The 13885-nt window shown below is 74.4% G+C and carries 12 protein-coding genes; 8 read left to right on the top strand and 4 right to left on the bottom strand.

Annotation, left to right across the window (positions count from 1 at the left end; all coding sequences use genetic code 11):
* Positions 1–8 precede the first annotated feature (8 nt).
* Positions 9–608 (bottom strand): non-oxidative hydroxyarylic acid decarboxylases subunit B, encoded by a 600-nt coding sequence (locus ABZ340_RS28675; RefSeq protein ID WP_358784736.1) that lies wholly within the window; start codon positions 606–608, stop codon positions 9–11.
* Between the two features lie 96 nt (positions 609–704).
* Between ABZ340_RS28675 and ABZ340_RS28670 the strand changes: the two genes are divergently transcribed.
* Together ABZ340_RS28670 and ABZ340_RS28665 are read left to right on the top strand one after the other, a co-directional pair.
* Positions 705–1916, top strand: a complete 1212-nt coding sequence (locus ABZ340_RS28670; protein WP_358784735.1) for a helix-turn-helix domain-containing protein — start codon at positions 705–707, stop codon at positions 1914–1916.
* A gap of 152 nt (positions 1917–2068) precedes the next feature.
* Positions 2069–3376, top strand: a complete 1308-nt coding sequence (locus ABZ340_RS28665; RefSeq protein WP_358784734.1) for a phytase — start codon at positions 2069–2071, stop codon at positions 3374–3376.
* A 72-nt stretch (positions 3377–3448) separates the two neighbouring features.
* On the opposite strand, the gene ABZ340_RS28660 is transcribed toward ABZ340_RS28665, so the two are convergent.
* From ABZ340_RS28660 to ABZ340_RS28650, 3 genes are all read right to left on the bottom strand, one after another.
* Complete coding sequence (locus ABZ340_RS28660) at positions 3449–5215, bottom strand: hypothetical protein (RefSeq protein WP_358784733.1); 1767 nt, start codon at positions 5213–5215, stop codon at positions 3449–3451.
* A gap of 193 nt (positions 5216–5408) precedes the next feature.
* Positions 5409–6080, bottom strand: coding sequence for a lytic polysaccharide monooxygenase auxiliary activity family 9 protein (locus ABZ340_RS28655; protein ID WP_358784732.1), 672 nt, complete (start codon positions 6078–6080; stop codon positions 5409–5411).
* 247 nt (positions 6081–6327) lie between these two features.
* Positions 6328–7341, bottom strand: a complete 1014-nt coding sequence (locus ABZ340_RS28650) for a zinc-binding dehydrogenase (RefSeq protein ID WP_358784731.1) — start codon at positions 7339–7341, stop codon at positions 6328–6330.
* Between the two features lie 100 nt (positions 7342–7441).
* On the opposite strand from ABZ340_RS28650, the gene ABZ340_RS28645 reads away from it, so the two are divergent.
* From ABZ340_RS28645 to ABZ340_RS28620, 6 genes are all read left to right on the top strand, one after another.
* Positions 7442–8035, top strand: coding sequence for a TetR-like C-terminal domain-containing protein (locus ABZ340_RS28645; RefSeq protein WP_358784730.1), 594 nt, complete (start codon positions 7442–7444; stop codon positions 8033–8035).
* A 421-nt stretch (positions 8036–8456) separates the two neighbouring features.
* Positions 8457–9110 carry a methyltransferase domain-containing protein gene (locus ABZ340_RS28640; protein WP_358784729.1) on the top strand — a complete coding sequence of 218 codons (654 nt, stop codon included), beginning with the start codon at positions 8457–8459 and terminating at the stop codon, positions 9108–9110.
* A gap of 251 nt (positions 9111–9361) precedes the next feature.
* The gene (locus ABZ340_RS28635) at positions 9362–10522 is read left to right on the top strand and encodes a substrate-binding domain-containing protein (protein ID WP_358784728.1); all 1161 of its coding nucleotides are present in this window, start codon (positions 9362–9364) and stop codon (positions 10520–10522) included.
* 118 nt (positions 10523–10640) lie between these two features.
* On the top strand, positions 10641–11972 hold the full coding sequence (locus ABZ340_RS28630; protein WP_358784727.1) for a sugar ABC transporter substrate-binding protein: 1332 nt from the start codon (positions 10641–10643) through the stop codon (positions 11970–11972).
* A 24-nt stretch (positions 11973–11996) separates the two neighbouring features.
* On the top strand, positions 11997–12986 hold the full coding sequence (locus ABZ340_RS28625) for a sugar ABC transporter permease (protein ID WP_358784726.1): 990 nt from the start codon (positions 11997–11999) through the stop codon (positions 12984–12986).
* Entirely contained in the window at positions 12983–13846 is an 864-nt protein-coding gene (locus tag ABZ340_RS28620) for a carbohydrate ABC transporter permease (RefSeq protein WP_358784725.1), read from the top strand. The genes ABZ340_RS28625 and ABZ340_RS28620 overlap by 4 nt, the downstream gene beginning before the upstream one ends.
* Positions 13847–13885: the final 39 nt, after the last annotated feature.

Genomic DNA, 13885 nt, shown 5'->3' with positions numbered 1-13885 from the left:
GCGGGCCGTCAGGAGCCGGTGTCCCGCGGATTGTCGAGCCGGGCCGCCCGCAGGCCGGACCAGCGCTCGGCCGCGGGTGCGGGCAGGTCGAGCTGGTCGAGGACGCGGGTGGTGATGTGGTCGACGATGTCGTCGACGGTGCGGGGGTGGTTGTAGAAGGCGGGCATGGGCGGCACGATGCGCACGCCCATGCGGGCCAGGGCGAGCATGTTCTCCAGGTGGATCTCGCTCAGCGGCGTCTCCCGCGGCACCAGCACCAGCGGCCGGCGCTCCTTGAGGGTGACGTCGGCGGCCCGGCCCACCAGGCCGTCGGCGTAACCGGCGCGGATACCGGCCAGCGTCTTCATGGAGCACGGGACGACCACCATCCCGTCCGTGCGGAAGGACCCGGAGGAGATGGTGGCGCCCTGGTCCCCGGCGGGGTGCGTCACGTCGGCCAGCGCGCCGATCTCCCGCAGGGTGCGGCCGGTCTCCAGCTCGGCGGTGGCCCGCGCCCAGCGGCTCATCACCAGGTGCGTCTCCACGTCCGGCAGCTCGGCCAGCCGCTCCAGCAGCCGCACCGCGAACACGGCCCCGGTGGCCCCCGTCATCCCCACGATCAGTCGCACGGTCGCACCTGCTCCTTTTCGGTCATCGCGGCATCGTCTGCACCTCTCACGCTAGGAAGCGGCCCGGGTGGGCCGGCGGTAAGCTCGGGACACACCATGGGGAATTCCGGACAGAAACGAGAGCCGGGCCGAGCGGTCGGCCGCAGGGACGGACGCGTCGGCGGACAGGCCGGCGGGCGGGCCGGCGGACGGTCGGGACGGCCCGGCGCGGCCGGTGCCGCCGCGATCACCGACGTCGCCTACCGGCCCTCGCTGAGCGCCCCGATCGGCATGGACGTCGTCGGATTCGAGGAGGTGCGCGACCGGGCGCGGCGCCGGGGCATCGACCTGTCCGGTCCGCAGCGGCCGGACTTCCACCACCTCATCCACCTCGCCCCGCACTCGCCGCCGCTCCCCCACACCGTCGACTTCTCCCGTCACGTCGTCCCGCCGGGCGGCTGGCTGTGGGTGCGGCCGGGCCAGGTCCACCAGTACGCGGCCGAACCCGGCGGGCCGCTCACCCGGGCCCGCGGCGTCATGGTGATCTGGCGGCCGGGCTTCGTGCCCGAGGACCCGCCGCACGCCGAGGGGCCGGTGATGCCGGCCGGCACGCACGGCCGGCTGGTCCGCCTGGCCCTCGACCACCTCGTCGCCGAGTACGACGACCTGGGCGCGCTCCCGCTCGAGGCGCACAACAGGACGCTGCGGATGCTGCTGTCGGTGCTGCTGCTGCGGCTGGCCCACGCCTGCCCGCCGGCCGCCGGCGGCGCGGTCCCGCCCGACGGTCCCTTCCGGCGGTTCGGCGCCGCCGTGGAACGCGACTTCGCCCGCACCCGCCGGGTCGCCGACTACGCCGCCGCGCTCGGCTACAGCACGCGCACCCTCACCCGTGCCGTCAAGGCCGCCACCGGGACCACGGCGAAGGCGTACCTGGACGCGCGGATCGTCCTGGAGGCCAAACGCCTGCTGGTGCACACCGATGCCACCGCCGCGGACATCGCGCGCCGGCTGGGCTTCGACGACCCCAGCGACTTCGGCGCGTTCTTCCGCAAGCACGACGGCCGCACGCCGCTCGCCTTCCGCGCGGCGGCGCGCGGCACGGCGGCCGGGGACGGAAGCGGAGACAGGGACCAAGGCAGAGACGGAAACAGGGACCGAGGCGGAAACGGAAACAGGGACCGAGGCAGGGACGGAAACGGGGGCAGCGGCAGGGACAGGGACGGAAACGGGGGCAGCGGCAGGGACAGGGACGGAAACGGGGGCAGCGACGGGGGCAGGGACGGAAGCGGAGGCAGCGGCAGCGGCGGTATCCCGCCGGGCGGCGGCTGACACGCGTCGTTCCGCCGCCCGGCGGCACGGCATCCACGCGCTGTTCGCCTCCACGAGACCATCCGGTCACCGGAAGGGCCCCGTTCCGTCCCCCGGCCTCCGCAAGATCACCGGTTGTTGCTTGTCATGTCTTCGACCTTAGGAGCACCAACGTGACCGGACACCGTCTGCGGCCGTGGGCCGTCTGCGCCCTCGCCGTCGCCGTCGCCGCCGTCCTGCCCGGGTCACCGGCCGCGGCCCGGGAGGAAGGGACCCTGCCGGAGGTGCGGCCGCGGGCCGAGACGCCCTCCCTGTACGACGACGAGGCGGGCGGCAACGCCGACGCCGACGACCCCGCCATCTGGCGCAACGCCGCCGATCCCGACCGCAGTCTCGTCGTCGCCACGGCCAAGGAGGGCGGGCTGCGCGTCTACGACCTCGACGCGCGGCTGGTGCAGTCGGTCCCCGCGCCGCCCGCCCCGGGCCCCGACGACGCGCCCGGCCGCTTCAACAACGTCGACCTGGTCCACGGCCTGCGGCTGTCCACCGGCCGCGCCGACATCGCGGTCACCACCGACCGGGGCAGCGACCGCCTGCGCTTCTACCGCATCGACCCGTCCGCGCCGGGCGGCCGGCCGCTCACCGACGTCACCGACCCGGCGGCCGCGCCGCCGGTGTTCTCCGGCGGCCAGGAGGAGATCGACGAGCAGCGCACCGCGTACGGCCTGGCGACCTGGACGGACCGGGCCACCGGCCGCTCCTACGCGCTGGTCAGCCGCCGCGAGCGCACCACGGTCGCGCTGCTGGAGCTGGTCCCCACCGCGTCCGGGGGCGTCGGTTACCGCACGGTCCGCTCCCTGGACCTGCCCTCCTCCTTCCGGCTGCCCGACGGCACCTCCTGGTCGCCGTGCGGCGAGCCCGGCGAGCTGCCGCAGGTGGAGGGCATGGTCGTCGACCCGGCGAACGGCACGCTGTACGCGGGCCAGGAGGACGTCGGCATCTGGCGGCTGCGCGCCGACCTCACCGGCACGCCCCGGCTCCTGGACAAGGTGCGGGAGTACGGCGTTGCGGCGGTGTACGACGAGGCCACGGAGGAGTGCACCGCCGGTGACGATCCCGGCTACGGCGGGACCCGGCTGACCGCCGACGTCGAGGGGCTGACGCTGCTTCAGGAGTCCGACGGGGACGGCCTGCTGCTGGCCTCCAGCCAGGGCGACGACACCTTCGCCGCCTACGACCGCGAGGTGGGCGACAACAACGAGTACGAGGGCGGCTTCCGCGTCGCCGCCGCCTCGCCGTCCCTGGACGGCTCCGAGGAGTGCGACGGCGCGGCGGTGCTCGCCCAGCCGCTGGGCTCCCGCTTCCCCCACGGTCTGCTGGTCGTGCAGGACGGCCACGACGCTCCGGGGGACGGCGAACGGGACGCCACGAACTTCAAGTTCGTCGACCTCGCCGACGTCACGTCCGCCCTCGACGACTGACGGCGGCCGACGACCACTGACGACGGCTGACGCCTGCTCCCGCCGCGACGGGGCACGCGGCCCGGGTCCCGTTCACCGGTCCGGGCCGCAGCAGCCGTCCGTGGAGCCGGCGTCGGCGGGGGCGGGGGCGGTGTCGAGGCGGCAGAGGCAGGAGGCCGTGACCGGTACGTCCGCCAGGGCGGCGGCGAGCTTCAGCTGCTGCCCGATGATCCGCGCCTCGCCCGCCCGGCCCAGGCGCCGAAGGCACTCGTGGAGTCCGTGGAGCGCCCAGACGTTGCCGGGGTGCTGGAGGGCGCGCGGCAGGGTGTCGTCCAGGCCCAGGTCGGCCCGGTAGACCGCCTCGGCCTCCGCGACGCGCCCCTGTTCCAGCAGCAGGGCGCCGTAGGCGTGCCGGGTGGGCTGCATCCAGCCCCACGGCTCGTCGTAGGGGAGGCTGTCGTCCAGTTCGACGGCCCGCCGGAGGGAGGCGAAGGCGGTGTCGTGGTCGCCCTTGCGGTACTCCAGCTCGCCGTCGAGCATGGCCGCGGCGATCGCCAGGATGTCGGCGCAGGTGTTGTTGAACAGGGTGCGGCTCGCCGGGACGCGGGCGACGGCCGCGCGGAACGCCTCCCGTTCGGCCTCGGCCTCGCTGACGCGGCCGGTCGCGGAGAGCGCGACGCCGCGCGCGTAGTGCAGCATCGCGGTCGTCACGCAGTACAGCTCGCGGTCGGCGGGCAGCGGCAGGCGCAGGATGTCCGCCCAGCGGCCGAACCGGATCAGCACGTGCACCCGCATGGCGAGGAAGCCTTCGAGCCAGTCGGCCATCGGCGGGCTCTGGACCCGCAGGAGGTCCTCGGGGACGGCCGCCTCCAGCCGGGCGGCGGCGTCCAGGGCGGTGCGGTACCGGCCGAGGAACATCGCGCCGTAGATCTTGAAGTGGTGGTTGTGCGCCCGGTACAGGGTGTAGAAGTTCATCACCCCGGCCCGCGCCCGGTACTTCTCGTCGGCGGCGATCGCCGCGTCGTTGTCGGCCACCACGCGCCGGTAGTCGCCGCAGAGCACCTCCAGGTGCGAGGGCATGTGGTGGAGGTGGCCCGCGTCGGGGACCAGGCCGCGCAGCCGGTCGGCGACGGTCAGGGCCGCCTCGGGGGTGGCGGACATCTCCATCAGATGGACGTACAGGTGCAGGACGCCCGGGTGCCGCCGGCCGGCCTCGGAGGCGAGGGCGCGGTCGAGGACCGCCTTGGCCTCCAGGGTGCGGGCGCCCTCGGCCGGCCGGCCCGTGCGCAGGTCCCACAGCTGCCAGGGCGTCAGGTTCATCAGGGCGTCGGCGTAGAGGGCGGCGACGTCCGGGTCGTCGGGGGCCAGGTCGTAGGCGGCGCGCATGCTGTCGGCGTAGGAGGCGTTCCAGACGGAGCAGTCGGCGGTGGCGCGCGCCTGCGGGTAGCGGGCGCGCAGCGCGCCGATCAGGGCGCGCTCCACGGGGGTGGCGCCGGCCGCCAGGTCGTGGGCACGCTCCACGGCGGCGTGGGTGCGGTCCACGGTCCGCGCCAGCTCCCGGTCGTCGAACGCCTCCCAGGGCTTGTTGTAGTTGGGCCCGAGTGCGTAGGCGATGCCCCAGTGGGCCATGGCGCAGCCGGGGTCCGCCGCGGCGGCGGCCTCGAAGCAGGAGACGGCCTCCTCGTGGTGGAAGGCGTACGTCCACACCAGCCCGCGGTCGAACCAGGTCTGCGCCCGCGGGGAGGAGGTCGTCACGGGGCGGCCGTGGGCGCCGAGGTCGTAGTCGTAGGAGTCGCTGCCGTCCGTGCCGTCGACGTCGTCCACGCCGTTGCTGTCGTCCACGCCGTTGCTGTCGTCCATGGCCGCCTTCTGAACGTGCCGCTGCCGCCCGGGGAGTTCTCCACCGTCCCACGGACGCCCTCGGCCCGCATCGCGCCACGGGGTCGCGTTCCGGCACGCCCGGTGGTACGACCGCAAAGGCGCGCGCCCCCGGACCCGCCGCCCCGCCGGGCACGTCGGGCTCGGCGGGGCGGCGGGTCCGGGGCGGGCCGGGTCAGCGGAAGTTCACGTCACTGCACAGGAAGTACGTCTGGTCCATGTGCGACGCCTGCCAGATCGTGTAGACCACGTGCCGGCCGCTGCGGCCGGAGACGCTCACGGGGATCTCGTAGTCCTGGCCGGGGGCGTATTTGCCGGTGCGGGCGACGAGCTGGAGGTCGTTCCAGGTCAGGGGCTGGGTGGTGGGGTCGAAGCCCTGCTTGGTGACGTAGACCAGGAGGTAGTCCGCGCCGTGGGCGGCCTGGTCGTGCAGCCTGACGGTGAAGGTGCCGCCGACGTCGGTCGTCTTCCACGGGCCGACGGCGTCCAGGGAGTCGTACCGGCCGCCCTCGGTCCGGCCGCCGCTGCACAGCCGGCCGTCGGGGACGACGGCCTGGAAGTTGCCTCCGGAGCCGTTGCGGTACAGGCCGTTCCAGTTCCACATGGCGTTGGGGTCGTCCTGCCACGCCTGCCAGCACATCGGGTCCTGCTGCTGCATGGCCGGGTTCTGGAAGTCACTGCCCCAGCGCAGCCAGCAGCCGTAGTTGCGGGAGGCCGGGTCGACGACCGAGCCGTGGGCGACGGCGGTACCGCTCCAGGGGATGAGGCTGAGCAGGGCCGCGGTGAGCACGCTCAGGGCGAGGGTCACCCGGCGCCGCACATATCTGACGCGATCATGACAAGGCATGGTCTCCTTCTTCCGGTGGGGGGACACAGTCTGGTGGGAGCGCTCCCAACGCACAGGCTGCGCGCCGGGAAACAGAGCGGCAACATGTGATTGCGCCACTTCCGCACCGATGGTGGCGTGTTCGATGCGTTCGACGCGCCGGATGCGTGCGATCCGCTGCCGCGCACGCCCCGGCGGGAGGGGACGGCGGCAGAACGCCGCCCCTCCCGCCGCCGCGCTCCCGCCCCGCGGACCCCCGGGCCTCACCTCACGGGCGCAGCACCAGCCGGATCGGGTTGCCCTCCTTCTTCTCCAGTCGCGCGACCGCCTCGGCGGCCTCGGCCAGGGGCAGTACGCCGCTGATGGAGCCGGAGAAGTCCAGCCGCCCGCCCTGGATCAGCCGCAGGAGCTGCGGCAGGGCCACCGGCATGTCGGAGCCGTAGTGGCCGAGGATCCGCTGCTGGAGGTAGCTGAACCGGGTGCCGTCCGCGAGGGTGAGCGGCTTGTCGGTCAGGCCCACCAGGACCAGCCGCCCCTTGGGGGCGAGGACCGACACCGCCTGCTCGCGCACGGCCGGTACGCCCGCGAAGTCGAAGGCGGCGGCGAGCCCGGCCCCGCCGGTCACCACCCCGACGGCCTCGCGCAGCCCCGGGTCGGCGGAGTCCAGGGCGAGGTCGGCGCCGGCGGCCAGCGCGCGGTCCCGGGCGACGGGGCTGGGATCGACGGCGACAACGGGGCAGGCGCCGATCGCGCGCAGCAGCCGGACGGCGTGCACGCCCAGTCCGCCGACCCCCCACACGCCGACCGCCTCGGCGGGCCGGACGGCGCCGGTCTCGGTGATCGCGCCCCACGGCGTGGACACGGCGTCGGGGATGATCGCGCCCTGGTCGAAGGGGATGGCGTCCGGCAGCAGGGTCAGGGCGTCTGCCGCGGACAGGGCGTACTCGGCCCAGCCCCCGTCGTAGTCGACACCCCGCGTGTAGGTCACGCCGTCGCGGACCTCGCCGGCGTGGAGGACGACCCGCTGTCCGGCCGTCCAGGCGGTGACGCCCTCGCCGGTCTCGGCGACGGTGCCGGAGACCTCGTGGCCGAGGGTGACGGTGTCGCCCCGCAGGAACAGCGGCGTGAGCGTGCCGTCGACGAGGTGCACGTCGGACAGGCACACCCCGGCCGCCTCGACCTTGACCAGCACCTCCCCCGGCCCCGGCTGCGGGCGGGGCACCTCCTCGACACGCAGCGTGCGGCTCGGGACGTGCAGGCGGGCGGCGAGCATCTGCGCCATGACGGGACCTCCTGGGGCGGTGGCGCCTCTGCGCTATATCGCAGGTTGACTTGCGTTAACCGTACACCCAACGCAAGTCGAGTTGCTTTAGGCTGAGGTCATGACCTCTTCCGAGCCCGCCGCGCCGCCCCTTCGCCGCCGTGGGGAGCGGATGCGGCGAGCCGTGCTCGCCGCCACGGTGGAGCTGCTGTCGTCCCAGGGGCTGGCGGGCGCGACCGTCGCCGCCGTGGCCCGTACGGCCGGCGTCCACGAGACGTCGGTCTACCGCCGCTGGAAGACCCGCGAGAACCTGATCCTCGACGCGCTGACCACGGAGCTCGACTCCGCGCTGCCCCTGCCGGACACCGGGCGGGTACGAGAGGACCTGCTGCGTTTCTTCACCGCGCTGGCCCGGCTGCTCGACACGGCGCAGGGCCGGGCGCTGCTGCGGCTGAGCGTCGAGCGGGACGGCACCCTCGACGACCGCCGCGGCCCCTACTGGAGCGACCGCCTGGAACGGGCCGGGGTGATGGTGCGGCGCGGTGTCGAGCGCGGCGAGCTGGCCGCGGACGCCGACCCCGGCCTGCTGATCGAGGCCGTCAGCGGCCCGCTGTTCGTCCGGGTCCTGCTCAGCGGGGCGCCGCTCGACGAAGCGCTGGTGGCGGGCCTCGTCGACCTGGCGCTCGACGGGGCCCGGCCCCGCCCGCGGCACTGACCGCGAGACGGGGACCGGCTCGCTCCGGGCCGCCGTCGCCCCGTCGCCCGGGGCGGCCGGGCCCGCTTCACCGGACGGGAGGTCTCCTGGTTCTCCGGCATTGTCCCGCACCCGGTGTACGGCCTCACGGCCGAAAGACCGGAGCACGGGGAGTGGCCGCGGCCGGGTGCCGCCGGACCACGCCGAGGCCGCCGCCCACCGCGGACCGGCCGCACACCGGCGACGGCGGGACGGCGGCGGGCGCCGAGCCGCCGGGTCGTACGGGCCGCCTGCGGGTCCGGCGCCGGGCCGTACGGGCCGTACAGGCCGCCTGCGGGTCCGGCGCCGGGCCGTACGCCGGTCGCGTGCCGGCCTTGCGGGCGGTTCGCCCCCGGTGGAACGATGCCGGGCACCCGCACGCCGACGCCGGGAAGGGAACGCCGTGACCGCCGACGACCAGCACCCGCCTCCGGCCGCCGCCGTGTTCGACGCGCTGGGCGCGGCCTACGAGCAGGCGTTCGCCGGGTCCGAGGCGCACCGGCGCTCGCTGCGGTGGCTGCTCGGACGGCTCGCCCCGGGCAGCCGTGTGCTGGACGTGGGCAGCGGAACGGGCCGGCCCACGGCCGAGACACTCGCGGCGGCGGGGCACGAGGTGCTGGGCGTCGACGTCTCCTCCGTGATGGTGGAGCTCGCCGCACGGCAGGTGCCCGGCGCCGTGTTCCGCCGGGCGGACATCCGTGACGTCGCCCTGGAGGAGGGCTCGTTCGACGCGGTCTGCGTGTACTTCTCCCTGCTCCAGATGGACCGGGCGGAGCAGACCTCCGTGGTGCGCCGCGCGGTGCGCGCGCTGCGCCCCGGCGGCCTCATGGCGCTGGCCACCGTGCCGCTGGACGTGGAGGACGCCGAGGGGGTCTTCATGGGGCAGCCGGTCCGGGTGACCAGCTTCTCCGCCGACGGCGTCACCGCCCTGGCCCGCGAGGCGGGCCTGGAGGTGCTGGCGCGGGAGGAGGTGCTGTTCACTCCCGCCCACCCGGACGCCGTGCCGGAACCCCACCTCTTCGTACACGGCCGCCGGGCGACCCCGCCGGCCGGCTGACCCACAGGGGCTCCCGGCCCGTGCCCCGTGGTCGTCACCGCGAGGCTCCCCGCCCCACCCCGCCCGGTCGGCCGGTCGCGTCCGCCCCCGTCCCTCCTCTCCGTCCGGCCCCCTCCGTCCACCCCACTCCGTCCGACCCCCTCCGTCCACCCCACTCCGTCCGGCCCCCTCCGTCCGCCCCGCCTTCCGCCGGAGCGATCGCTAGGATGACGCGAAACGTTCAAACGAACATCTCCGGGGCGGGAGGCCAGATGAGGGAGCCGGTCGAGCTCAGGCGGCAGCGGATCCTGGCCGCGGTACAGGCGCGGGGCAGCGCCCGCGTGCGCGACCTCGCCGCCGAGCTGGACGTCTCGGTGGTGACCGTGCGCCGGGACGTGGAGGAACTGACCCGCGAGGGGAGACTGCGCCGCGGGCACGGCGTCGTCCGGTCGACCCTGCCCGCGCGGGAGCTGCCCGGCGGCGAGGTCGCGGCCGGGGACCGGGTGGCGGTGGTGGTGCCCGAGCGGCACTCGTACCTGACCGAGACCCTGTACGGCGCCCGTACGGTGCTGGAGGAGGCCGGTCTGCGCATCGCGCTGCACATCGCCCCGCAGGTCCCCGGCGCCGAGCGCCCGCTGGTGGAGCGGGCGCTCGCGGACGGCGCGCGGGGCCTGCTGCTGGCGCCCCGGTGGACCAGCCGCGCCGCCGAGGAGGCCGACTACGGCTGGCTGGCCGCGCTGGACGTCCCGGCGGTGCTGATGGAGCGCCGGCCGCGGCGCGGCAGCGCCCTGCACGCCCTGGACTCGGTGTGCTCGGACCACTGGTACGGCGCGCACCTGGCGGTGGAGCACCTGGTGGGGCTCGGCCACCGCCGGATCGTCTTCGCCACCCGGGACGACAGCCCCACCGCGCGCACGCTGCGGGCCGCCTTCGCGGAGATCGCCGGGGCGCATCCGCTGGTGGAGTCCTGGGCCTGGGCGCTGAGCGCGCCGGAGGCCGGCGCCGAGGGGGCGTACTCGGCGGACCAGACGGCCGAGTTGCCGGTGCTGCTGCGGAGGACGGGCGCGACCGCCCTGGTGCTGCACGGGGACGTGGACGCGCTGATGATCGTGCAGCGGCTGGCCGGGGAGGGGGTGCGGGTGCCGCGGGACTGCTCGGTCGTGGCCTACGACGACGTGGTGGCGGGGCTCGGCGCGCCGCCGCTGACGGCCGTGTCCCCGCCGAAGGCGGAGGTCGGAAAGGTCGCCGCCCAGGTGCTGCTCCAGCGTCTGGCGGAGGCGCCCGGCGCCGGATGGGCCGTGCGGCGCGTCGAGCTGCTGCCGCGGCTGACGGTGCGCGGCTCCACCCGGCCCGTCGGCGCGGCCCCGGCCGGGCGGAGCGGGGGCACGGACGGCGGCACGGACGGCGGCACGAGGGACGGCAATCACGAATGAGCGTTTGAGCGTTTCATTTTCTTCTGATCGATCTATTGACCGTTTCCGTCGTGGCATCGACTATTCCCGTGTCCCGAACAACCGTGTCCCCGACACGCAAGGAGCCGCGGGAGGCGCCATGCCCGGTCGACGCAGTCGTCGGTCCGTGCTCGCCGCGATGGCCGCCGTACCGCTGTCAGGAGCCGTGGGCGCCTGCAGCGGGCCGGACGGCGGCCGGTCGCGCGGCGGCAGGAGAACCACACGCATCACCTTCTGGTCCGCGCTGCGCGGCAGCCAGGAGGTGGTGGACGCCTTCAATCGCACACACGACCACATCCAGGTCGACTTCCAGCAGATCCCCTCCGGCGGGCAGGGCGGCTACGCCAAGCTGAGCAACGCCGCCCGGGCCGGCAACGCCCCCGACGTCGCCACGATCGAGTATCCGCAGGTGCCGGGGTACGCCATCGACGGCGTCGCCCGCGACATCACCGGCCTCGTCGGTGACTCCCTGCGCCGCACACTGCTGCCGCAGGCGCTGGGGCTGACCACCTTCGGAGGGCGGGTGTTCAGCGTGCCGCTGGACGTCGAGCCGATGGTGATGCACTACCGCGCCGACCTGTTCGACCGCTACGGCCTGAGCGTCCCGCGCACCTGGGAGGAGTTCGCCGAGCTGGCGTACACCGTGCGCCGCAAGGCCCGCGGCCGGCGGCTGGTGCTCTTCCCCACCGACGGGATGACCCAGTTCGCGGCGTACGCCTGGCAGGCGGGGGCGCAGTGGTTCGACATCTCCGAGGGCGCGTGGAACGTCTCCCTCGCGGACGCGCCCAGCCGGCGCGTGGCGGCGTACTGGCAGCGGCTCATCGACGACGACGTGGTCTTCGTGAACGCGGTCGACAGCCGGCAGTCCGACGCGCAGATCGGCAACGGGCTGGTGCTCACCCGGCTCACCGGCGCCTGGGACGCCGGTGCGCAGATGAACGCGCGGCCCGGGCAGAAGGGCCTGTGGCGGATCGCGCCGCTGCCGCAGTGGGACACCCGCCGCCCGGCGGTCGGCACGCACGGCGGGTCCACGTTCGCGGTCACCAAGGACAGCCGCCATCCGGAGGCCGCGTTCGAGTTCATCGAGTGGCAGGTGTCGCACCCCGACGCGCTGCGCGCCCGCCTGTCCAGCGGCACCAGCAGCCAGTACCCGGCCGCTCCCGGCCTGGTGTCCGTGGGCCGCGCCGCGTTCGACCGGTCGTACTACGGCGGGCAGGACATCTACCGCCTGTTCGAGCAGGAGGCGGCCACGATCCGGGAGGGCTGGCTGTGGGGTCCGCGGATGACCGCGACCCAGAAGGTGATGCAGGACTCCTTCGCCCGCGTCGGCGGCGGCCAGGGCAGTCTCACCGACTCCCTGCGCACGGCTCAGGAGGGCACGATGCCCGACCTCAAGGCCCTCGGCCTGTCCACCACCCAGCGCAGCACCTGAGCCGTCGAAAGGCAGGTGACACCCATGACCACGACCACTCCGCAGCCGCGGCCGGTGCGGGCCGCCGCAGCGCGCGCCGGCGCCCCGGCCGCCGCCGCCCGGCGGGCGCGCCGGGCGGCGAGGCGGCGGCAGACGGCCGCGTGCGGCGTGCTGATGGCGCCGTTCTTCGCCCTGCTGGTGACCGTGTTCCTGATCCCCGTCGGGACGGCGGTCTACCTCAGCTTCCGCAGCGACGACCAGCCGGGCCTCGGTTTCGGGCCCGAGCGGACCGTCTTCGTCGGCCTGCGCGGCTACGCGGCGGTCCTGACCGACCCGACGTTCCTCGGCGGGCTCGGCACCGTCGCCCTCTACTGCGTGATCTACATTCCGCTGATGGTCGCCGGCGCGCTCGCCCTGGCCCTGCTGCTGGACTCGGGCGTGGTGCGGCTGCGCGCCTTCGCGCAGCTCGGGCTCTTCCTGCCGCACGCCGTGCCCGGCATCATCGCCGCGCTGATCTGGCTGTACCTGTACACCCCGGGGATCAGCCCCGTCATCGACCTGTTCGCCCGCGCCGACATCACGATCGACTTCCTCGGCGTGCACACGGTGCTCCCCTCCCTCGTGAACATCGCCCTGTGGAGCAACCTCGGCTACAACATGGTGGTCTTCTACGCCGCCCTGCAGGCCGTGCCCCGCGAGGTGATCGAGGCGTCCGTCGTCGACGGCGCCGGACCGGTGCGCACCGCGCTGCTGATCAAGACGCCGATGGTGCGGTCCTCGATCGTCATGGTCGCGCTGTTCACCCTGATCTGGGCGCTGCAGCTGTTCACCGAGCCGATGCTGCTCAGCCAGTCCTCCCCCATGATCAGCTCCCGCTTCTCGCCGAGCATGTACATCTACGACGCGGCGTTCAACCGCAACAACTACAGCCTGGCGGCGGCCTCCTCGGTGGTCCTGCTGGTGTGCACCATCGCCCTGTCCTACGGCGTCACCCGCCTCACCACCCGCGCCGGCACCCCCGAGGAGGACCGATGAGCACCACCGGCAGCGCCGCCCTGCGCCCCCGGCTGCTGGGCCGCGCCACCGTCAACGCCGTCGTCGCCGTCTCCGTCCTCTACACGCTGCTGCCCGTGCTGTGGCTGGTGCTCGCCTCCACCAAGGACCGGGACGCGCTGTTCCGCAGCGATCTGCTGTCGCCGGACGGCTTCTCGTTCACGCAGAACCTGCGCGACCTGTTCGCCATGGACGGCGGCCTGTACGGGCGCTGGTACGTCAACAGCCTGCTGTACGCCGTGCTCGGCGCGGCGGTCGGCGCCCTGGTGAGCGTGGCCTGCGGCTACGCCTTCGACAAGTACCGCTTCCGGCACAAGGAGAAGCTGTTCGGGCTGGTGCTGGCGGCGGTGATGGTCCCGCAGACCGTGCTGGCGCTGCCGCTGTATCTGATGGCCTCCGAGGCGGGCCTGGTCAACACCTTCTGGGCGGTGTTCGTCCCGGTCCTGTTCAACCCGTTCGGCGTCTACCTCGGGCGGATCTTCAGCCGGGGGTACGTCCCCGACGAGGTGCTGGAGGCGGCCCGCATGGACGGCGCCGGGGAGCTGACCGCATACGTCCGGGTGGCGCTGCGGATGCTCGGCCCCGGACTGGTCACCGTCTTCCTCTTCCAGCTCACCGCCATCTGGAACAACTTCTTCCTGCCCATGGTGATGCTGTCCGACCAGGACCTGTACCCGGTCAGCCTCGGGCTGTACGCGTGGAACAGCGCCGCGACCGTGTCACCGGAGTACTACCCCGTGGTGGTCATGGGTTCGCTGCTCGCCGTCCTGCCGCTCGTCGCCGCCTTCGTCCTGCTCCAGCGCTTCTGGCGCAGCGGTCTGACCGCCGGAGCCGTCAAGTGACCGCGGCGGCCGGGCGCGCCGGAGGGCGGCACCGCGTCC

The sequence above is a fragment of the Streptomyces sp. NPDC006134 genome, from assembly GCF_040628835.1.
Lineage (GTDB): Bacteria > Actinomycetota > Actinomycetes > Streptomycetales > Streptomycetaceae > Streptomyces.
This window is presented reverse-complemented; position numbering and strand designations above follow the sequence as displayed.

Bases quoted from the DNA above. Each gene is read 5' to 3' on its own strand.
- ABZ340_RS28670 (WP_358784735.1), top strand. From the start codon at position 705: ATGGGGAATTCCGGACAGAAACGAGAGCCGGGCCGAGCGGTCGGCCGC.
- ABZ340_RS28660 (WP_358784733.1), bottom strand. From the start codon at position 5,215: ATGGACGACAGCAACGGCGTGGACGACAGCAACGGCGTGGACGACGTC.
- ABZ340_RS28655 (WP_358784732.1), bottom strand. From the start codon at position 6,080: ATGCCTTGTCATGATCGCGTCAGATATGTGCGGCGCCGGGTGACCCTC.
- ABZ340_RS28650 (WP_358784731.1), bottom strand. From the start codon at position 7,341: ATGGCGCAGATGCTCGCCGCCCGCCTGCACGTCCCGAGCCGCACGCTG.
- ABZ340_RS28645 (WP_358784730.1), top strand. From the start codon at position 7,442: ATGACCTCTTCCGAGCCCGCCGCGCCGCCCCTTCGCCGCCGTGGGGAG.
- ABZ340_RS28635 (WP_358784728.1), top strand. From the start codon at position 9,362: ATGAGGGAGCCGGTCGAGCTCAGGCGGCAGCGGATCCTGGCCGCGGTA.
- ABZ340_RS28630 (WP_358784727.1), top strand. From the start codon at position 10,641: ATGCCCGGTCGACGCAGTCGTCGGTCCGTGCTCGCCGCGATGGCCGCC.
- ABZ340_RS28625 (WP_358784726.1), top strand. From the start codon at position 11,997: ATGACCACGACCACTCCGCAGCCGCGGCCGGTGCGGGCCGCCGCAGCG.
- ABZ340_RS28620 (WP_358784725.1), top strand. From the start codon at position 12,983: ATGAGCACCACCGGCAGCGCCGCCCTGCGCCCCCGGCTGCTGGGCCGC.